This window comes from Xanthocytophaga agilis, assembly GCF_030068605.1.
GTDB classification, from domain to species: Bacteria; Bacteroidota; Bacteroidia; order Cytophagales; family 172606-1; genus Xanthocytophaga; species Xanthocytophaga agilis.
This window is the reverse complement of sequence record NZ_JASJOU010000012.1, coordinates 123,882-143,445: the sequence shown is the minus strand read 5'-3', so window position 1 is coordinate 143,445 and position 19,564 is coordinate 123,882. Positions and strand designations below refer to the sequence as shown.

Annotated in this window: 17 protein-coding genes; 9 read left to right on the top strand and 8 right to left on the bottom strand. The window is 39.0% G+C overall.

Going from position 1 to position 19,564, the window contains the following annotated elements:
• Positions 1 to 4: 4 nt before the first annotated feature.
• The gene (locus tag QNI22_RS28090) at positions 5 to 634 is read right to left on the bottom strand and encodes a hypothetical protein (protein WP_314515997.1); all 630 of its coding nucleotides are present in this window, start codon (positions 632 to 634) and stop codon (positions 5 to 7) included.
• A 24-nt stretch (positions 635 to 658) separates the two neighbouring features.
• Positions 659 to 1,876 (bottom strand): ABC transporter permease, encoded by a 1,218-nt coding sequence (locus QNI22_RS28085; protein ID WP_314515996.1) that lies wholly within the window; start codon positions 1,874 to 1,876, stop codon positions 659 to 661.
• Positions 1,877 to 2,109: 233 nt separating this feature from the next.
• Here QNI22_RS28085 and QNI22_RS28080 point away from each other — a divergent pair, with 233 nt between their 5' ends.
• Positions 2,110 to 3,342, top strand: coding sequence for an exo-beta-N-acetylmuramidase NamZ family protein (locus tag QNI22_RS28080; protein WP_314515993.1), 1,233 nt, complete (start codon positions 2,110 to 2,112; stop codon positions 3,340 to 3,342).
• Positions 3,343 to 3,683: 341 nt separating this feature from the next.
• On the opposite strand, the gene recO is transcribed toward QNI22_RS28080, so the two are convergent.
• From recO to QNI22_RS28060, 4 genes are all read right to left on the bottom strand, one after another.
• Entirely contained in the window at positions 3,684 to 4,373 is a 690-nt protein-coding gene (recO, locus tag QNI22_RS28075; protein ID WP_314515991.1) for a DNA repair protein RecO, read from the bottom strand.
• 125 nt (positions 4,374 to 4,498) lie between these two features.
• Positions 4,499 to 6,751 carry a type IX secretion system anionic LPS delivery protein PorZ gene (porZ, locus tag QNI22_RS28070; RefSeq protein ID WP_314515989.1) on the bottom strand — a complete coding sequence of 751 codons (2,253 nt, stop codon included), beginning with the start codon at positions 6,749 to 6,751 and terminating at the stop codon, positions 4,499 to 4,501.
• Between the two features lie 51 nt (positions 6,752 to 6,802).
• Complete coding sequence (locus QNI22_RS28065) at positions 6,803 to 8,059, bottom strand: TCR/Tet family MFS transporter (RefSeq protein WP_314515986.1); 1,257 nt, start codon at positions 8,057 to 8,059, stop codon at positions 6,803 to 6,805.
• Positions 8,060 to 8,209: 150 nt separating this feature from the next.
• Positions 8,210 to 10,303 carry a TonB-dependent receptor gene (locus QNI22_RS28060; protein WP_314515984.1) on the bottom strand — a complete coding sequence of 698 codons (2,094 nt, stop codon included), beginning with the start codon at positions 10,301 to 10,303 and terminating at the stop codon, positions 8,210 to 8,212.
• Between the two features lie 217 nt (positions 10,304 to 10,520).
• Here QNI22_RS28060 and kdsA point away from each other — a divergent pair, with 217 nt between their 5' ends.
• From kdsA to QNI22_RS28035, 5 genes are all read left to right on the top strand, one after another.
• Complete coding sequence (gene kdsA / locus QNI22_RS28055; RefSeq protein ID WP_314515982.1) at positions 10,521 to 11,366, top strand: 3-deoxy-8-phosphooctulonate synthase; 846 nt, start codon at positions 10,521 to 10,523, stop codon at positions 11,364 to 11,366.
• 51 nt (positions 11,367 to 11,417) lie between these two features.
• Positions 11,418 to 11,666: a hypothetical protein gene (locus tag QNI22_RS28050; RefSeq protein WP_314515979.1), complete on the top strand. Its 249-nt coding sequence runs from the start codon at positions 11,418 to 11,420 to the stop codon at positions 11,664 to 11,666.
• Entirely contained in the window at positions 11,659 to 12,252 is a 594-nt protein-coding gene (locus QNI22_RS28045) for an ATPase (protein ID WP_314515977.1), read from the top strand. The genes QNI22_RS28050 and QNI22_RS28045 overlap by 8 nt, the downstream gene beginning before the upstream one ends.
• Positions 12,253 to 12,320: 68 nt before the next feature.
• Positions 12,321 to 13,343, top strand: coding sequence for a transaldolase family protein (locus QNI22_RS28040; RefSeq protein ID WP_314515975.1), 1,023 nt, complete (start codon positions 12,321 to 12,323; stop codon positions 13,341 to 13,343).
• 114 nt (positions 13,344 to 13,457) lie between these two features.
• Positions 13,458 to 14,159 carry a phosphatase gene (locus tag QNI22_RS28035; protein WP_314515973.1) on the top strand — a complete coding sequence of 234 codons (702 nt, stop codon included), beginning with the start codon at positions 13,458 to 13,460 and terminating at the stop codon, positions 14,157 to 14,159.
• Between the two features lie 81 nt (positions 14,160 to 14,240).
• Here QNI22_RS28035 and QNI22_RS28030 read toward each other — a convergent pair whose 3' ends face one another.
• On the bottom strand, positions 14,241 to 15,623 hold the full coding sequence (locus tag QNI22_RS28030) for an inorganic phosphate transporter (protein ID WP_314515970.1): 1,383 nt from the start codon (positions 15,621 to 15,623) through the stop codon (positions 14,241 to 14,243).
• A gap of 203 nt (positions 15,624 to 15,826) precedes the next feature.
• Between QNI22_RS28030 and QNI22_RS28025 the strand changes: the two genes are divergently transcribed.
• Positions 15,827 to 16,939: an NAD(P)/FAD-dependent oxidoreductase gene (locus tag QNI22_RS28025; protein ID WP_314515967.1), complete on the top strand. Its 1,113-nt coding sequence runs from the start codon at positions 15,827 to 15,829 to the stop codon at positions 16,937 to 16,939.
• A gap of 37 nt (positions 16,940 to 16,976) precedes the next feature.
• On the opposite strand, the gene QNI22_RS28020 is transcribed toward QNI22_RS28025, so the two are convergent.
• Positions 16,977 to 18,266, bottom strand: a complete 1,290-nt coding sequence (locus QNI22_RS28020) for an MFS transporter (protein WP_314515966.1) — start codon at positions 18,264 to 18,266, stop codon at positions 16,977 to 16,979.
• A gap of 151 nt (positions 18,267 to 18,417) precedes the next feature.
• Between QNI22_RS28020 and QNI22_RS28015 the strand changes: the two genes are divergently transcribed.
• Together QNI22_RS28015 and QNI22_RS28010 are read left to right on the top strand one after the other, a co-directional pair.
• Complete coding sequence (locus QNI22_RS28015) at positions 18,418 to 18,759, top strand: MGMT family protein (protein WP_313977252.1); 342 nt, start codon at positions 18,418 to 18,420, stop codon at positions 18,757 to 18,759.
• A 93-nt stretch (positions 18,760 to 18,852) separates the two neighbouring features.
• Positions 18,853 to 19,560, top strand: a complete 708-nt coding sequence (locus QNI22_RS28010) for a 16S rRNA (uracil(1498)-N(3))-methyltransferase (protein ID WP_314515965.1) — start codon at positions 18,853 to 18,855, stop codon at positions 19,558 to 19,560.
• Positions 19,561 to 19,564: the final 4 nt, after the last annotated feature.

Genomic DNA, 19,564 nt, shown 5'->3' with positions numbered 1-19,564 from the left:
GCTATTAATCCTTTTCCCATTTACGGGTTATTCTTCCGGATTGCCGATGAATTGCATACTTCTTTTCAACAGCTAGCTTTAAAATGCGTTTTCGAAGCAATTTGGGATAGAAATAGTTGATTACCATTCTATGATGGCCACGAACAGGCACCAGATCCAACTGGCTTAGGATATGATAGGTAGCGGCAGCACATCGCATTCCAACAAAAGCGTAATCATAAGGTGGTGAGTTCTGATAAGTTTTATGGATAGAATCTAATTTTTGGTATTGTATCAAGGTTAAAGGAATAGTAACAGATACATATTTCATCCCAACAGAATCATCCATCCACTCCAGCATTCCCTGAGAGAAAAAATGACTATGAAAGTTCTTTTTGTACCCAAAAACATGAAATTTTCCTTTAGGGCCAAATCCAGTTACTATGCTATCTGTTTCTATACTTACATGGCCACCATGCATCCCTCCAAACCATTTCTTTTCCAAGAACTTAAATTCCTTTTTGGGCTTTGATCCATACAAAAAATGTACTTTAATGAATTTCATGGTATCTCTTTTACCTACAACCATATCTGTATAAGCAGATACAGACAGTGGCATGCACAAGACCCATAGAAACCAACGTATTCGCTGCATACATTTTTTCAACAGATTGAGAGACTAATCAAACCGGATTGCTTTTACAGGATTAATTCGGGTAATGACAAGTGTTGGGATAACTAATATGCCCAGCACCAAAACCAGTACTACAGCATTCAGCAAAAGAATCAAAGGAAAATCCCACTGAATGGGTACAGTGCTCATATAATAGGTTTCCGGATCCAAGGGTATGATTTTGAAAAAATATTGAAGGGCACAAAAGCCTATTCCTATCAGATTGCCCCATAGCATTCCCATACCGATAAGCCGTAATCCTCCCCATAAAAAAATCTCCTGAATTTTCAGGTTGCGTGCTCCAACAGCTTTCAATAAACCTATCATTTGAGTACGTTCCATAATTAAAATCAGTAAAATTGCCACCATGTTAAAGCATGCCACAAATAATATTAAGGCAAGGAAGATAGTAACATTTCGGTTTAACAAAAGCAGCCACTCAAAAATCTGATTGTATTTATCAGTGATTTTGACCAGATTCATGGAGTACTCCATCTTGTCAAATACTTTCTTGGTACCAGTTTCCATATCAGTAAAGTCCTTCAGAAATATCTCATAGGTACTTACCTGATCACGGCTCCAGTCATTAATACGACGCAGAAGATTTATATCACAGAATACAGTATTATCATCAAATTCTTCCATTCCCGTCTCATAAATACCACTTACCCGGAGTTTACGCACTCGTGGAGGATTTTGCATAAAATATACCAGCACTTCATCATTTATCTTCAGTTTAAGCTGACGGGCCAATTTATGGCTGAGCACAATATCACGGGAAAAACTGGTATCTTTCCATTGTATAAAATTCCCTTCACGCAGATTGGGAGCAAACATAGGTAGATCAAAGTCAGATCCTACTCCTTTCATGACGACCCCCTGCACCTCAGTATCTGTTTTTATAAGGGCAGCCTTTTGAGTAACACCTTGTATATGAGCAACCTCTGGAATATTCTTATAATTTTTGTACAGGTCTGTATTGATTGTAATGGGTGGCTCTTCGTAGGATCGATTCATTGAAAACTCGGATACCTGCAGATGCCCCCCAAAGCTGAAAATCTTCTGATAGATTTCCCGTTTAAAACCTCCCAGTATAGCAAAAGAGATAATCATTACGGCTAGTCCCAGTGCAACACTGGCTACTCCAATTTTTGCTACGGTAGCAGAAAAGGATTGTCCTTCTGTATGTCTGATCCTGGCAGAAATAAAGGCCGCAATATTCATAATAGTAATAGTTTATACTTTTTCACATGATTCCATACCGTCACCTGACAAAATCATGTTACACCAAAGACAAAATACAGACATGGGATTACATCCATATTACGTAAATCACCCTGTTTTTTCTCCAATGTTACATTGCTTTTATCAAATAAACAATGGATAGGATTCGATTGAATTCGCTACTTTTGTATAAACGGCGTATTTTCCCGCATCTCAAATCATTGTATTTTCTTATGTTTTCATTGTCGTTTATTTCGTACCAACCGCTCCTGACAGGCCTGCTTATCTTAACTACCGCCTGTCATTCGCCATCTGTTAGTTCGCAAACTTCTGTCAGAAAACCTTCTTCTACCGTAAACCAGAAACCTGTTTTAGCGCTTCAGACAGGAGCAGAACAATTCAAGGAGTATATCGCAGACTTAAAAGGGAAGAGAGTGGCGCTGGTTGTAAACCACACCTCTCTGGTAGGCAAAACCCATCTGGCAGACACACTATTGAGCCAAAAAATAAATATTGTAAAGATATTCGCACCTGAGCACGGGTTTCGAGGAGATGCAGATGCCGGCGAACATGTAAGTAATACAATAGACAAAAAAACGGGTCTGCCACTTATTTCTATTTATGGGAAAAATAAGAAACCCTCGCCTGAACAACTTAAGGATGTAGATGTAGTCATATTTGATATTCAGGATGTAGGAGCCCGGTTTTATACATACATTAGTACTATGCACTATGTAATGGAAGCGTGTGCAGAAAACAAAAAAAAGTGTCTGATACTGGATCGCCCCAATCCTAATGGACATTACTTTGATGGGCCTGTACTAAAACCTGCCTTTAAGTCATTCATTGGTATGCACCAAATTCCTGTAGTGCATGGCCTCACAGTAGGTGAACTGGCTCAGATGATCAATGGAGAAGGATGGCTTGCTAACAACGTTAAATGCGATCTAAAGGTAATACAGGTGAAAGGTTATACTCATCAAACCCCTTATGTATTACCTGTACGCCCTTCTCCTGGTTTACCCACTGAAGCGTCTATTCGTTTGTATCCTTCTATCTGCTTCTTTGAAGGAACTACTATTAGTCTAGGTCGTGGAACTGATTTTTCATTTCAGGTAGCAGGAGCGCCAAATCCTATCTATGGATCTTTTACATTCACACCCAAAACAACTGCAATTGTTAAAAATCCACCTCATGAAAACCAATTATGTTATGGTAAGGATTATCGGCAAGATACTACGCGTCACTTGACCCTAAAGTATCTTCTTGACTTTTACAACATGACTCCAGATAAAAACAAGTTCTTTCTAACCACCAAACACTTTGATTTGCTGGCAGGAAGTGAAGAACTGAAAAAACAGATTCTGGCAGGTATGACTGAAGAACAAATCCGGGCTACCTGGCAAAGTGATTTGCAGAAATATGCCACCATTCGCAAGAAATATCTTTTGTATCCGGATAAATAACGAAGAGTTATTTTGATTAGTACTTTGAACTCCTGCGTTACTATAGCAGGAGTTTTTGTTTTGCAAGACTATCATTTTAATATATCCAATCCATTGATGAACAAAGTTCTGTTCATCAGAATTTTTGACCGGACTTCCAGTCAAACAAAAAAATTATCAGAACTCTGATAATTCAGGGCCGTAATGAATATTCTGATATTTTTCAAATTTGATCAGTGGTGTGATATTTTTTCTTCTGAGTAGAAATCAGATTTTGAGAACGCAGAAAAAAATTTGAGTACAACTCCAGTGATAATCTTCCACTCAGTAGTGAATTGAACAAAACCTGGACCTACTCCATTTTACCCAACCAACATTTCACGCAAGACGGAAACAGAGCGTAATTCACCAAAATTGTCGACATGTAACCGATAAAACAGAAGTACATATTCAAGAATACGTCTTCTCTGCCCATTGGTAAGGGGTACATGTTTATGATAGGGAGATTCAATTAGTTTATCAAATCGTTCTTCATCTTCTTTGGCATAATCTAATAACTGAAACTCTTCTATCTGGGCAAATACCTCCCGTGCTTCGGAAGGTGCAAACCCAAGATATTGTGCAAAACTTAACAGAAACTGAATAGGGAAGTTTTCATAATGTTCTGTTTGCTGATCCAGATACAGAATTGATTGGTACAGAAATTCAAACAGAGACTCATTACTACTTTCTTCTTTCAGAGCTTTGTTAAAAACCTCACTCATAAATAAGGCAATGCCTGACTTTACAAAATTATAGGGCACATCTGTAAGTGGATCACAACATTTGATCTCTGAAAGCCTCATAATGTTTCCGCCCTCACGATGATATACTACCAGGTCAAGCAAAGTAAGTGGCTGAAACAATGCCATCTTGTTTTTCCCTTTTGAACTTCTTGCTCCATTTTCTATATAGGTTTGAAGTCCAAACTCCTCTGTATAAATCTTTATAATAATGGAAGTTTCCTTAAATCGAATATAGTTGATGACAATGCCACGAGTCTTAAAAAGCATAATATCAATTCCTGAATTTTAATAAATAGAATAGTTGGATATAGCTTCCTGCCAAGATACTTTTCATCATACTTCTATATCCTATTATAACACACTAACCTTAAAATTACGAAATAAATCGCGATTTATTCTATAACGGCGATCTTGGTTACAAATTTTTCGGTTCCATCATCACTTGACGAAAAGATCAGATACATCCCGGAACTCGCTCGCTGGCCTTTATAGTTTTGTACATTCCAGATAGCAGTCCCTCCATTGGCACGCGTCTGATATACCAAGCGACCAGCCATATCTGTAATCTTCACAATGCAATTTGCTGCTAGTCCTGAAATACCAACTGTTCCGGAAAAACCCGGACGTACAGGATTAGGAAATACCTTAACATGATTATGGGTTGCTGTAGCAGCTGTAGCTGTACCTCTGTAGGAGATCAACCCAACATCTGTGGCAAAAAATACTTCACCAGTTATAGGTTGTATTTCTATATCCACAATATTATCTGATAGCAATGGTGTAGTGGCACTTGTAAAATGTGCCAGCTGACTAGTGATGTCTGCATCAAAAAGCCAGGCACCATTTTGTGACCCGAACCACTTGCGGTTGCCACCATCAATATAGATACTGGTCACTACCTCATCCCGAAGTACCTGCCGACCGTCGTATACAGGCGTTATAGCATCTATTGATTGGCTTTCAAATACTTCCCATGGGTTGAAAAAATAGGCTGCACCTCTTCCAGTACCCACCCATATCTGCCCCAGCGAATCCTTAGCTACTGCATACACACTGGCATTGGGTAATCCCCCCTGACCAGTAGTGGTCGACAATAGTTTCCCGCGATTATTAGCAGGATCAAAAACCCATAATCCTCCAGAAGATAGTTGCATCCAGAAATATTGATAGTCATCCATTACGAATGAAAGCGCTTGTCGCGCAGCAAAAATACTGAAGGTATATGCTTTCCAGATACCCTCTACAGTTCTTGCATAGAATGAAGGCTCACCTGAAAATGCACCGTATATCAGAACCCACAATGTTCCATTTGTATCCACTGTCATTCCTGTCACTTTGGCTGAAGCAGGTGGTGCTCCATTCTCGCTCAACCGCTGCCAGTTGCTATCAGGACTTTTGACAAGAATACCCTCTCCAAAAGAAGCGACATAATACGTTTGATTAACAGGATTGTATGTTGAAGTGATCAGATCTTTTGTAGCAGGAATACGTCTTGGTACATCATTGGATCGTGAAATATAGTTCTGCCAACCACTGGAAGTGAAGACACTGAATCCAGCCGTATCCTGTTTTGCTGTGTAACTGTTTGTGTAACCACCCGGCAATGCAACAATCTCACTATCCCAATGTTCCAGCCGTTGAAAAGGTCCTGGAATTGTTCCGCTGGGAGCATATTGTTGAAAGTCACCTTTTTCATTACCCAACAATCCACTTACAACATCTGCAATCCAGACAGTGCCACTGGAAGTATACTCAGCATCCAAAGGGTATAAGATTAATGAATGTGCCAATGTTATAGCAGCTTGTCCATTCCACACAACTATTTTTTGTGGATATCCGACCAATAACTTTTGTTGAGAAACCTTCAGAAACAAAGGCTTACTCTGAGGCAGTTCTATTGCCTTTGACCACTTCTCATTAGCTAATTTAAAAATCTCATTGGTAGCATAAACGGCATAAATCTGATTAGCAAATACAGCTATCATTGTAGCAGCTCCAGCAGGAACACCTTCTGAGGTAGAAATGCGGTTCCAACTGGTAAAATCCAGTAAGTTAACGCCTGTTTGTGGGGCAAAAAGTACTCCACTGGCAGTAGCCAGATAGATCTTTGTATTCAAAATAGCCGTTCCATAAATGGCGAGAGTAGCTCCGTTCACTCCCAGATTCTGATAGGTTTCTTTTATCTGATGCGACAAAAGATCTACCACTACCACACCAAAGTCATATGCCAGATAGGCTAACTTGTTATTTATCAGTATATGATTATTCTGTTTGCTGGTAGTAATACTGATCGAAGATGCAATAGAAGTGATGGTATATAGCTCAGTGCCCTGAAGCAGGTCAATAATGCCATCATTGTATGCAACAATTAATGTACCCGTTTGAGTATCATATGCCAGCTTGCTAATAGAGGTATTGCTAAAGCCATCCAGCTTTGATAAAGTCTGTAGTTGAGTAGTTTCACTATCATAGGAAAAAAAGCTACCTGTACTTCCTGCATATACAGTATTTCGTGCAATAGCCAACGTCTTTGCAGACTGATATGAAGCATGAGTCCGCCATGTACCAATAGGTATATCCTGTGAAAAAGCTGTATGGAAGATCCATTCAGTTACAACAATGAGAAGGAATATTCTGCGATACACAATAAAAAAAATAAAATAATAATGAGAACAGTATCCTTATCTTCTGTATCACTAGTGCTTTGGTTGTTCAGTGTTATCACTGCCAAAGAGTATGTTGTCTTTGATTTTAGATAAAGGATTAATAGCCAATATAATACTTAATACTGTCAAACCCGCTCCCATGATAAAAGGAGCTCCTGGAAAATATACAGGTGCCTGCGAACTTGTAAAATAGCCAAATAAGTAGGTCATCAGCAAAGGGCCAATAATTGAAGTCACACTGATTAGACCAGTAAGTGCTCCCTGTAATTCGCCCTGTTCATTGGGAGGCACCTGTCCGGACATAATTCCCTGTAAAGAAGGTCCGGCTAGTCCACCTAACGCGAAAGGCACCATAAACGCAAACATCATCCATCCTTCTGAAGCAAAAGCAAAACAGGTAAACCCTATGACATAAAACCCTAACCCAATATATACAGACAGCTTGGATCCTAATTTAGGAATAAGAATCCGATTGAGTCCCCCCTGCACAATGGCAACCATTAACCCAACAAAGCTTAGTGAATATCCTACCCAATCTTCTTCCCATTTAAATTTTTCCATCGTGTAATAAGTCCATGTACTTTGTGTAGCATGTCCTGCCAGAGAGATACACACAAACGATGCGAACATACTAATAATTATAGGGTAACGTTGTAATTGTAGCAATGATCCTACCGGATTGGCTCTTTTCCAGTCAAATTCCCGGCGATTTTCTTCTTTCAAAGATTCTGGTAGGATAAAGTATCCATATAACCAGTTCAGTAAGCTGAGTCCGGCAGCAACAAAGAAAGGTACCCGAGGGCCATAATGACCTAATATTCCTCCAACTGCAGGACCAATAATAAATCCGAGCCCAAAAGCAGCCCCAATCATCCCAAAGTTTTGTGCACGTTCTTCTGGTTTACTGATGTCAGCGATATACGCTCCAGCTGTTGTAAAGCTAGCACCCGTTATTCCTGCAATTAGTCGTCCAGCAAAAAGCCAACCTAAATTAGGCGCAAAACCCAATAGCAGATAGTCGATCCCAAATCCAAATAAAGAAGCTAAAAGCACTGGACGCCGACCATACTTATCGCTTAAGCCACCCAGTACAGGCGAAAAAAGAAACTGCATAATAGAATAGGCAAATAATAACCACCCTCCATATTCAGAGGCATCACTAACACTGCCTCCTGTCATTTGCTGGATTAGTTTGGGTACTACAGGAATGATAATACCTATTCCAATAACATCTATAAGTAGAGTAATGAATATAAAAAGTAAAGCAGAGGTACGTTTTTCAGCCATAATACAATGCAGGAATGGGCAGGCAAGTTACAGATTTTTGTCTAACGACTTCTGATTTGTATAGGAATAGGAAACTAGTAGAAATAAAAAATCCCAGTAACTTGTTTTGCACAAGCTACTGGGATTACCCAAAAGGTTCAGCAAGAACACCTATATTTTATACTTTAATGTAAGTCCGCCGTAGAAGTTTCGACCAGGAGCAGGATTATAAAAACGGTTGCCAACTGCATTTAAATCATTTCCCAGGCTATATTTTTCATCTAACAAATTATCCACCCCACCAAAGACGTTAAGATTAAAATGTTTGATATCTTTCATAAAACCCAATCGGCCTCCTAGAAGTTTATATCCTGCTGCAAAAAAAGTATTAGCATCGTCTACTGGAAGTTTATCGGTATAATTAAATGTTGCATTTAAATACAAACCCATAGTAGAAACCAGATCCAAACCCGTGACTACGATATTTGGAGCAATGCCCGTAAGTTGCTTTCCACTCAGATCTGTACTGCTTTGGACATACTCTTTGAATCGAAAATCATTGTATGTATATGATGTCCAGACTCTGGTTGAGGCAAAAGCATTTTGGAGAATATGTGGTTGAAAAACAATCCGGCTTTCAATACCTTGCTGGGATGTCTTACCTGAGTTTGTATAGAAGTCTGCTCCAGCCTCAGTCCGACGACTTACAATGGTTTCATGTAGTCCAAATGAAAACGCTGTAATATCAAAGGTTAAAATATCTCCTAGTATACTACCACGTGTGCCTATCTCATAATTTATCCCTTTTTCTGGATTCAGAGAAGTATTAAAAGCGGCTGTAGAAGGTCGAATTTCGTCTGTGGTTGGTGTAGAATATCCATAACTAATACTTCCAAATACAGACAGATTCGAATTTAATTGTTTCAGTAATGCTACTCTTGGAAGAAAGATAGGATTAAAGTGTCGGTTTTGTGGACCTGAGTTTTCGGGATAGAATCGCAATAAATTATAGTTCTGTTTGTTATAACTCCCTCCTATTGTCAGAAAAAAATGATGTGGCAAATCCAGTTCTGTCTGAGCAAAGATAGTATACTGATTTACCCGAATTTCATCATTATATTGTAGTGTGTCTACTTTTCCATTCCGATTTCCATAGGTTTGCAAGCCTGTATATCCATATTGAAACTCTCCCCCAAATACGATTTTACCTTTTATAGCCTCTCCTCCGAAACGGTACTGTGTTACTGTGCGGCCTCCAAATCCCTGCTCAGTTCGTTTATCGTAATTCCGTAGTGTAGGATTCTCAAACTGTGTAATGGTTCCGTATACAGATGTTTTATTAGTCCAGTTGGCGTTAAAATCATATTCCTGAGATACCCCGAGGTTAAATGTTTTGTTAAAAACAGCTGCTTTTTGCTCCTCAGCCCCTTTATTTACTCCAGCAGCTGGCCTTGCCTGACGCGGATCTGCATCCATTTGTGCTTTGGTCAAACCTCCAGGTGTTTGATAATACAAATCACTATAAAAGGTATTTACTGAAATTGTGCGGTTTTCACTGCTAAAGAATCTAGTACTCAGGCTAACCATATCCCGACGCATGGCGGTTTGTTTTCGGTATCCATCTGATTCCTGATGTGCATACAAAGCTGTTGCATTCATTTTTTCAGACCCCGATTGTACCATGGTATGTACTCCAAACAAGCCATAACTGCCAGCGATAGATCCTAACTGTATAGTAGTACCTTGTGCAGCAACCGGACTTTGTAACAATGCGGTCCCACCTGTTCCTGCTCCGTATAAGCTTCCTCCTGGCCCTTTAATGATCTCCATAGCTCCAATAGCATTGAAATCCATCAGATTCAAATATGTATTTCCTCCTGCATCTGTAAAGGGAATGTCATTCCAGTAAAATTTCACATTGCGAATTCCAAATGGAGAGCGAACCAGACTACCACGTACCGAAAACCGATAGCTACCAGGAGACCGTTCTTCCATACGTACACCAGGGAGTGTATTCACAGCAGAAACAAAAGAAGTATTTGAGAAACGTTGAAGATCTGTATTCTTCAGCACCCCAATTGTAGCAGGCGTCTCCAATAAAGATCTGTTATTTTGATATCCGACTACTGTAACCTGACTCAAGGCAACCGTATCACTCAATTGAGATCTCTCTTGGGAGACTGATCCTTTTATTACATCCTGCCCTTTGGCATAGATAAAACCTATTGATAAGAAAAGCGTAAATAGTATCGTTTTTAACCTCATAGTAGTTTGTGGTTTTTATAATAGCTCAAAAAAGTATACCAAAAGTAAGAATTGAAAAACCCGTAAACGATAAGTTGGCTATAATTTTGTTTTATCGGTGAGAAAAACAGAAATTCGTGCCCGAAAAGCAAAATTCTGATTAAGAGGGCACAAAAGTGCTTACATTGTCGTTTTGATAAGATATAGTTTACATACACATTTATCATTATAAAGAATTATGAGCAAGAAAATTGTTAAAGTGGCGGATATCGAATGTGGTAGTGATCAATTATTCCTGATCTCTGGTCCCTGTGTGATTGAAGATGAAAGCATTATGATGCGTACAGCTGAGAAACTAAAAGAGGTAACTGAAAAGCTGAACATCCCATTAATTTTTAAATCTTCTTATCAGAAAGATAACCGCAGCTCTCTGGATTATTATACAGGTCCAGGTCTGGAAAAAGGTCTGGAAGTACTGGCCAAAGTCAAAGAAGAATTTGGTTTTCCACTTCTGTCTGATGTTCACTATCCGGAACAAGTATTGAAAGCAGCAGAAGTACTGGATATAATTCAGATTCCTGCTTATCTGTGTATGCAAACTGACCTGATGGTAGCTGCTGCCAAGACTGGTAAAGTAATCAATATTAAACACGGACAGTTTCTTGCTCCTGATAACATGGGCAAACCTGCTCAAAAAGCGGTAGACTCAGGAAATGACCAGATTATCCTTACTGAACGTGGGTATACATTTGGCTACAATGACATGGTAGTAGATCCTCGTTCTTTCTATTTCATGCGCCAAACCGGATTCCCTGTTGTTTTCGACATTACTCACTCTATCCGTAAATATGGTATCCCAAGTGCAGATCCAAAAGGCGGAAATCGTCCGGTAATGCCAACGATTGCCCGTGCTGGTGTAGCAGCTGGTGTAGATGGTGTTTTCATTGAAACACATCCTGATCCGTCTCATGCACTTTGTGATGCAGCTAGTCAGTTGAGCGTATATGAACTGGAAGAGTTTCTGAAGCCTTTGATTGAACTACATGAAGTAGAGGTAAAATACAGACAAGCAGTTACTGTTTAATCATATCAAATAGTAAGGTGTAATCCTTTTTCAAACAATCACTTATTTTATATGAATATGCAGGAATCCAAACCCATCTGGGAATTAACGGAAAGTGAATTTACAGAAAGGCTATTGCCTGCTGTTCTTGCTATAAAACAAGAGTTATTCGAAAAAGGATTACCTGTTTCCTACATAGATACTACCTGTTGTGAATCTGAATTTCATTTTGTGAATGAATATGCAGATGGAAGCAAACACCTGATTCATTTTAATATTTACACCCGAAAAGAATCAGTAGTACGTGTGCTAAATGGATAAACCACAACTCTATGTTATTGCAGGACCAAATGGAGCAGGGAAAAGTGTTTTATCCAAATGGCTTGTCAATGCCAATATAGATGTATTTGATGGAGATCTTCTTCAAAAAGAATTAAGTCTAAAATACAAAGCTATTCCCTGGGAACAAATACAACATCTTGCCGCCAGAGAATTTGAAAAGAGATGGTCAGATGCGCTGGAAAAACACGAAGACTTTGCCTATGAAACCAACTTTACATTTCCAAGTAGCATAGATTTGCCATTAGCGTTTCAGAAACAGGGTTATGAGATCAATATGTTTTATATGGGAATAGGTTCTATTGCAGAAAGTATACGCAGGGTTGCCTTACGGGTAGAAAAAGGTGGGCATGATGTAGATACAGGCAGTATTGAGCTTAATTTCAATGGTGGTATAACTCATGTACATCACCATTTTGCCAAATTTGATCGGTTTCTTTTTATTGATAACTCTATTATTTCAACACCCAGAATTGTTTTGTATGCAGAATTAGGAAAAATCAAATCAAAATCCCCAACTTTGCCCCGCTGGATGACAACCTATTTTGCTAAACTGTTATCTACCTGAAAAACAATGCTGGAATAAGCAAAACACTCTATTATTTATAAAAATCACTATTTGTTAATTATTTCTCTATGGAATTATACTTAGATTCTGCTGACTTAAAAGAGATTGAAACCGGGATGAAATTAGGCTTTCTGACCGGCCTTACAACTACTCCCACTTTCATGCACCGTGAAGGTGTTACGGATGTAGATGCAATGATTGTAAATCTTTCGAAAATTGTGCCTGTATTGCAGATTGAAGCGTTGGGTAGCACAGCAGACGAAATCATTAAAGATGCAGAACGCCAATTAGCACTGGGGCTTGATCCAGCTAAAACGGTATTTAAAATTCCAGTTTCTCTGGAAGGTGTAAAAGCTTGTAAAGCACTGCGTGATCGTGGTATGATGGTCAATGTGCACCTGGTATATACTATTCAGCAAGCATATATGGCGATGACAGCTGGAGCGAACTATGTTTGTGTACTGGCAGGCCGGATGCAGGATCAGGGGTATGATGCCCTGAAATTGATCCGTGAGTGTGTGGATATGATCAACTACTATGGTTCTGATGCTAAAGTAATGTTCTCCTCTGTACGTAATACTGAACACGTACGTAATGCTATCGAACTGGGCTGCCATACTATTACTGTACCATGGAAGTTAATGAAAATCTTAACTGACAATAACTTTACAACAGTAGGTACACAACAGTTCTTTGAACATACTCGTCTGGTTACTATGCGGGTTCGTGATATCATCAGTGATAAAAATCCTGTTGTGAAACTGCATGATGAAGTATTGGATGCTGTAGTACAAATGACTCAGTCTGGTTTTGGTGCTGTTAGCGTGATGAAAGAGGATGGTCGTTTGCTAGGTATCTTTACAGATGGAGATCTGCGTCGCCAGTTGGCATCTAATGGTAAAAACTTAATGAGCCAGAAAATGTCTGCGTTTGAATATAAGACTCCAACTACTATTCCTGCAGATGCATTATTGAATGAAGCACTGGCTATCTTTAAAGAAAAGCAAATCGACACAATCATTGTTACAGATAATGATCAGGTAGTGGGTATGCTGGATATCCAGGATATGGCAAAGTGGGATCTGATCTAAGAATCTGAGATCTATTATTATATAAAAGAGAAAAGAAGAAAGTACACACCTGTAGTATCTTTGCAATCTGGTATGTACTTTCGTTCTTTCCTCTTTTTTGTTTATATACACTCTATGCATCCAATTCTCTCTTTATTTACAGCAAATGGAGGAGAAGTTTTCACTTCTCCGGAAATACTGATCCAGAAAGTATCTAAAATTCGCGCCTATCTTTTCGACTGGGATGGCGTATTTACAGATGGAAGTAAGTTTCCGGATGGAAGCAGTCCGTTTTCTGAACTTGACTCAATGGGGGTTAATCTATTACGATTTGGCCATTGGCTTCGCCATGCTCAGGAATATGCCTTTGTAGGAATTATGACTGGCGAAAAAAACCTTTCCAGCATTGCACTTGCTCAGCGAGAACATTTTGATGCAGTATATTTTCGAATAAAGAATAAAGGAGAGGCACTTCAACATTTACTTCAAACTTATAATCTAAAACCTGAGGAAGTAGCCTTTGTATTTGATGATGTATTAGATCTCTCCGTTGCGGCAGTAGTAGGTCTTCGGTTAATGGTAAAAAGAAATACAGCCCCGTTATTTGCTACTTATGTAAAAAACAGAGATCTGGCTGATTATGCCAGTACCAATGAAATGCATAGCGTTCGGGAGATGAGTGAGTTAATACTTGGCCTTCAGGGTAATTTTGAAGAAGTTGTTGCGAAACGATCTCAATTCTCAGAAGAATATGCTACCTATTTCGATGGAAGAAACCAACGTATTACTACATTGTATACCAAAGAAAACAACCAGATTGTCACAGTAAGTACCTGATAAGATACTATTCAGACACAAAAAATGCCCTGATTCTCTTATCAGGGCATTTTTTATTATAGAAGATAGACTGGAGTTCTATTATAATATCCAACGGAAAATCACATACAAGGTTGCAGATAAGAAGATACTTACAGGTAATGTTAGTATCCAGGCCATTGCAATATTCCGGATAGTTTTAGGCTGAAGGTTTTTGATACCATTGCTGGCTACCATACTTCCTGCAATACCTGATGACAAAACGTGCGTAGTACTTACAGGTAATCCCAAACCTGTAGCCAATCCTATTGTACTTGCAGCAACTAATTCAGAGGATGCACCTTGTGCATATGTCAAATGGCTCTTTCCAATTTTTTCACCAATGGTTCTAACAATCCTTTTCCAACCAATCATAGTTCCTAAGCCAAGTGAGATAGAAATCATCACTGTAACCCAGGTTGGGGCATAATTGGTAAAAGCATTTAATCGCTCCATATCCTTCTCAATAGCTTTTGTATCCTCTTGTCCAACCTCTTTCTTAATGATACTTGTTTGCTTATTGATCAACAGGATATCTCTGCGTATTTCAAGTTTCTTTTCAGGAGCGATGTCTTCATTTGCTTTTGTTGGAATGGCCTGTTCCATTTCTCCCAATTCTTTTGAAACCAATGTAATAGCTTCTTTCGCTTCTTTTGACAAACGTGTGGTATCTAAACTGGATACTAATACATGTAGTGAAGCAGCATGAGTGTGCAGTTCTTTTTTATCCAGGCGGCTGTCAATAGCAAAACGTAGAGGAACAATACTAATTAGAATTAACATGACCAGACCTACACCTTTTTGGCCATCATTGGAACCATGAAAAAAGCTTACTAATGTACAGGTGATAATGAGAATAATACGAATCCATAAAGGAGGAGCCTGCTTTTTAGGTGGCTCTTTAAATATTGCTTTGTTCTCTACCGTTCTTCGCAAGATGTACATTAGAACAATTGTTATGCTAAAACCAAACAAAGGAGAAATCAACAAAGACAAACCAATTTCGCCAGCTTTTCCCCAGTTGACAGACTCAACAGAGTTATTCATTAAACCAAAGGCAAGACCTACTCCCAAGATTGAGCCAATCAATGTATGTGAGCTTGAAGCAGGCAAACCAAAATACCAGGTTCCCAGATTCCAGATAATCGCACTGAATAGTAAGGCCAGAATCATGGCCACATTGTGCCAGACATTTTGATCGATGAGAAGATTGGTAGGTAACAAATTAACAATACCCATAGCAACAGCAATACCACCCGTGAGCACTCCTACAAAATTACAGATACCAGACCAAGTAACAGCCGTCCAGGGTTGAAGAGAGTTGGTATAAATAACGGTAGCTACAGCATTGGCAGTGTCGTGGAATCCGTTGACAAACTCAAAAGCACAGGCGCAGAACAGACAAAACAAGAGGAGAATTAATAATCCGACTTCTAATCCAAACATAAATAATTAACGTGTTTTCTTTTGCAAGATAAGTGAAGTTTTACAGGGTATTGTTATCGTAATGTTAAATCATTGTCTGTAACTTAAGTTCTGCAGTTTTTTAAGTTTAGTTAAATAATTATCTCTACTAAACATAGTATTATTCAATGGTTTTTATCTTAATTTTCGGGTAAGGTAATTCTTTAGTAGTGTAATAAAAAGTTATGTATGATGTTCTTATTATTGGAGGTGGCTTAGCAGGGTTGATTAATGCAATTGTATTAAGTAAAGCAGGAAAAAAAATAGTATTAATAGAGCGGAAAACCTATCCGTTTCACAGAGTATGTGGAGAATATATTTCCAATGAAACACTTCCTTTTTTAGCATCTCTAGATATTAATCCAACGGAATGGGGAGCTTCTTCTATCAACCATTTACAGGTTTCAGCGCCTAACGGTACACTGCTTTCCATGCCTTTAGATATGGGCGGATTTGGGATTAGCCGTTATACACTTGATTATAACCTCTATCTCAAAGCACTACAATCACAAGTTACAATAATTACTGGCACAAGTGTGGAAGATGTGATCTTTTCAAGTGACACTTTCTCTGTCACTTTATCAGACCACACCAGTTATACAGCTCGATTCGTGATTGGAGCCTATGGTAAGCGAGCAAAGCTGGATAAACAATTAAATCGTAGCTACATACATAAACGATCTCCATATGTTGGTGTAAAGTATCACATCCAGACCGACTTCCCAGCAAATTACATAGCCCTTCATAATTTTAAAGATGGTTATTGTGGTTTGAGTGCTGTTGAAGGAGACAAATACAATCTTTGCTACCTCACAACTCGTGAGAACGTAAAAAAAAGCGGATCCATCGAAGAGATGGAAAGAAGCATTGTACAAAAGAATCCTTTTCTTTGTCAGATATTCAGCAATTCCAAGTTTCTATTTGAAAAACCTGAAGTAATTAATGAGATATCGTTTGCACCAAAAACAGCTGTTGAAAATCATATTTTAATGTCCGGCGATACCGCAGGAATGATTACACCTCTCTGTGGCAATGGGATGGCAATGGCAATCCATTCTGCTAAACTTTTATCAGGTTTACTGCTTATAGCAGATGAACAAAAATGGCCTCGTGAAAAATTGGAGGCTACTTATACTCAGCAATGGAATAAATTATTTGCCAAAAGAGTATGGATAGGGCGTAATCTACAAAAACTTTTTGGCAATGAACGGCTCACAGCAATGTCTGTTCATTTTCTAAAAACACTGCCTCCTCTTGCTCGTTTTTTAGTTAGCCAAACACACGGAAATGTATTTTGACTTCTAATTTTATCCGGATAATTCCATTAAGGTGTGATTAATTCTCCCCTGAATAAGCCATTTCAGTTGTCTTCTGTCGCTCTTGAGTCCAGTAAAAAATACCAGCAGCAATGGCTGTTAATGCTGTAATAACGGCAAGCACCCAAAAGGCACTATTCCAACCGTTGTATTGCGCCAGACGTCCAGTCAGCCAAACCGAAAGCGTTCCTCCCAGATAGCCTACGCCGTCTACCAATCCAACAGCAGTTGCAGAACCTTTGCGCCCTCCCAGATCCATAGACATAGCACCTGCCAGAAAAGAGTAAGGACCAAGCAGTAATAAACCTATTAAAGAAGAAAGAATTAGAGGTACAATCTGTCCTTTTAAATCAGCAGCCATCAAGATAAGGACAAATGTCATAGGTACACATCCTAGCAGGATTAGAATACTTCGTTTACCTCGCAATGCAGAATCTGACAAAAAACCTGCTGCAAGTATAGATATCATACCAAATACAGGATATAATGAACTGAATTGGGAAGCAGCCCCTTCTGATAAGTCAGCAACTTCAAACAAATAGGTAGGCAACCAGAAGTTAAAAGCTTCCCGAATAGCAGTCAGGCCAAATGACATAATCAGAAGCAGAATAAAAGAGAGACTACTAAAATAGGTCCGAAGAATTTCTCCCAGCGAAGCTTTTTTTTCATTACTATCGTCCTTCAATAAACTATTTGGGTTAACCTCAGGAGCATCAAATCCCATACTCTCCGGATCATTTTTGACAGCCCACAGACAAAATAGCGCAATGAGAAACAAGGTCCCTCCTGCCACAAAAAATAACTCCTGCCAGGTTAGCCCCCACCGGATTAACTGGCCCAGCCATAATTTGGCGACAATATCTCCAAATAAATAGCTCAGGCTTAATAAGCCCATAACTTTCCCATAATTCCGATATGAAAACCAGTGTGCTGTAATTTTAACTAATCCGCCCCATCCCATTGATTGCACAGCCCGATTAAATACTACAGCCACAAAAAAAACCAGAATTCCTCCTCCTAAACCAAATAAAATGGTGGCTAGCACAGAGGCAATCATTCCGAATAAGAAAACACGCTTTCCCCCTATTGCATCTCCTATCAATCCATTGATTACCTTTCCAATAGCATAGGCAATCACCCCAGCCGAAGCTATTTTGCCCATCATTTCTTTGTCAATGCCCTGATCTCCAAATTCCTGTATAATCAAAGGAGTAGCTACTGCCAGATTAGACCTACATAGATAATAACCACTATATCCAATGAAAAGGCCAACCGCTGTAGTAGTTTGCCAGAAACGGGATGATTGCATAGAAGAATGATATGTTGTTAAAGAACAGGTGAATTTGTGAAAGTGCGAATGAATTTTGGAGATTCAAATCCAGGCATATTATTTATTGGTTAAATTGTGATCATTTACAAAGTCTCTGAAAGATTTTGGCTTAATCAAAATACGAATCAAAATGGACATACAAGATAAGAAGAAGAATTTCTTTGATTATGTATATGAGGTAGTGCGATTAGTACCAGCTGGCAGGGTGACTACCTATGGCGCTATCGCAGAATATTTGGGGGCCAAACGTTCGGCACGAATGGTAGGCTGGGCTATGAATGCAGCTCATTCAATTGATGATGTGCCTGCACATAGGGTTGTCAATCATAAAGGCGTCCTTACAGGCCTGCACTTTTTTGGTAAGCCAGACAGAATGCAGTCTTTATTAGAGGCTGAAGGCATTGAGGTAAAAGATAATCAGGTGCAGAATTTCAAAAAAGTATTCTGGGATCCAGGATTAGAGCTAATGTAATACATTACAAACTATTATCAACTTTCTCAAAAATAGCTTTCTTGTATGAAAATCGTACCTTTGGACAGGTAAACAACAAACATTTAAGCGCCTGTGTTACTTTTTTACGCACCTGATTTTACAACAGATTCACCCCTATTACCAGAAGAAGAAACGCGTCACGCCTTAAAGGTATTACGACTAGAGACTGGTGAATTCATACATATAACAGATGGGAAAGGCAACTTATATACTACTAAAATTGTCTCATCTGATTTAAAAAAACCTCGCTTTCAGATAATGCAACATCAGTCGGATTATGGAAAACGGGATTATTTCATTCATGTAGCAGTAGCACCCACCAAAAATCCAGACCGAACAGAATGGCTGGTCGAGAAATGTGTGGAACTGGGCATTGATACAATTAGCTTTATTCAGTGTGATCATTCTGAACGAAAGCATTTCAAAACAGATCGACTGGAAAAAATCTGTGTTTCAGCGATGAAACAATCTCTGAAAGCACAATTACCCGAAATACAAGATATCATTCCTTTTGAAAAATTCGTTACTAAAACAGACCTCTGGGATCAGAAGTTTATAGGCTATCTGGATGAACAGAAAAAATACTATCTTTCGGAAATAGCCAAACCCAATCAACGATACTGTATCCTGATCGGACCAGAAGGTGATTTTTCACCCAGAGAGGTAGGAATGGCACAACAACAGGGCTTTATTCCTGTAAGTTTAGGAGAAAGTCGCTTACGTACGGAGACAGCAGCAATGGCGGCTTGCCATATTCTAAACATTATTAATCAAAAGTAATTAT

Excerpts from the sequence above, each read along its gene's own strand:
- kdsA (WP_314515982.1), top strand. The coding sequence starts at position 10,521 with ATGAGCAAGAAAATTGTTAAAGTGGCGGATATCGAATGTGGTAGTGAT.
- QNI22_RS28045 (WP_314515977.1), top strand. The coding sequence starts at position 11,659 with ATGGATAAACCACAACTCTATGTTATTGCAGGACCAAATGGAGCAGGG.
- QNI22_RS28050 (WP_314515979.1), top strand. The coding sequence starts at position 11,418 with ATGAATATGCAGGAATCCAAACCCATCTGGGAATTAACGGAAAGTGAA.
- QNI22_RS28040 (WP_314515975.1), top strand. The coding sequence starts at position 12,321 with ATGGAATTATACTTAGATTCTGCTGACTTAAAAGAGATTGAAACCGGG.
- QNI22_RS28025 (WP_314515967.1), top strand. The coding sequence starts at position 15,827 with ATGTATGATGTTCTTATTATTGGAGGTGGCTTAGCAGGGTTGATTAAT.
- QNI22_RS28015 (WP_313977252.1), top strand. The coding sequence starts at position 18,418 with ATGGACATACAAGATAAGAAGAAGAATTTCTTTGATTATGTATATGAG.
- QNI22_RS28080 (WP_314515993.1), top strand. The coding sequence starts at position 2,110 with ATGTTTTCATTGTCGTTTATTTCGTACCAACCGCTCCTGACAGGCCTG.
- QNI22_RS28090 (WP_314515997.1), bottom strand. The coding sequence starts at position 634 with ATGCAGCGAATACGTTGGTTTCTATGGGTCTTGTGCATGCCACTGTCT.
- QNI22_RS28035 (WP_314515973.1), top strand. The coding sequence starts at position 13,458 with ATGCATCCAATTCTCTCTTTATTTACAGCAAATGGAGGAGAAGTTTTC.
- QNI22_RS28030 (WP_314515970.1), bottom strand. The coding sequence starts at position 15,623 with ATGTTTGGATTAGAAGTCGGATTATTAATTCTCCTCTTGTTTTGTCTG.
- QNI22_RS28020 (WP_314515966.1), bottom strand. The coding sequence starts at position 18,266 with ATGCAATCATCCCGTTTCTGGCAAACTACTACAGCGGTTGGCCTTTTC.
- QNI22_RS28060 (WP_314515984.1), bottom strand. The coding sequence starts at position 10,303 with ATGAGGTTAAAAACGATACTATTTACGCTTTTCTTATCAATAGGTTTT.
- QNI22_RS28065 (WP_314515986.1), bottom strand. The coding sequence starts at position 8,059 with ATGGCTGAAAAACGTACCTCTGCTTTACTTTTTATATTCATTACTCTA.
- recO (WP_314515991.1), bottom strand. The coding sequence starts at position 4,373 with ATGCTTTTTAAGACTCGTGGCATTGTCATCAACTATATTCGATTTAAG.
- QNI22_RS28085 (WP_314515996.1), bottom strand. The coding sequence starts at position 1,876 with ATGAATATTGCGGCCTTTATTTCTGCCAGGATCAGACATACAGAAGGA.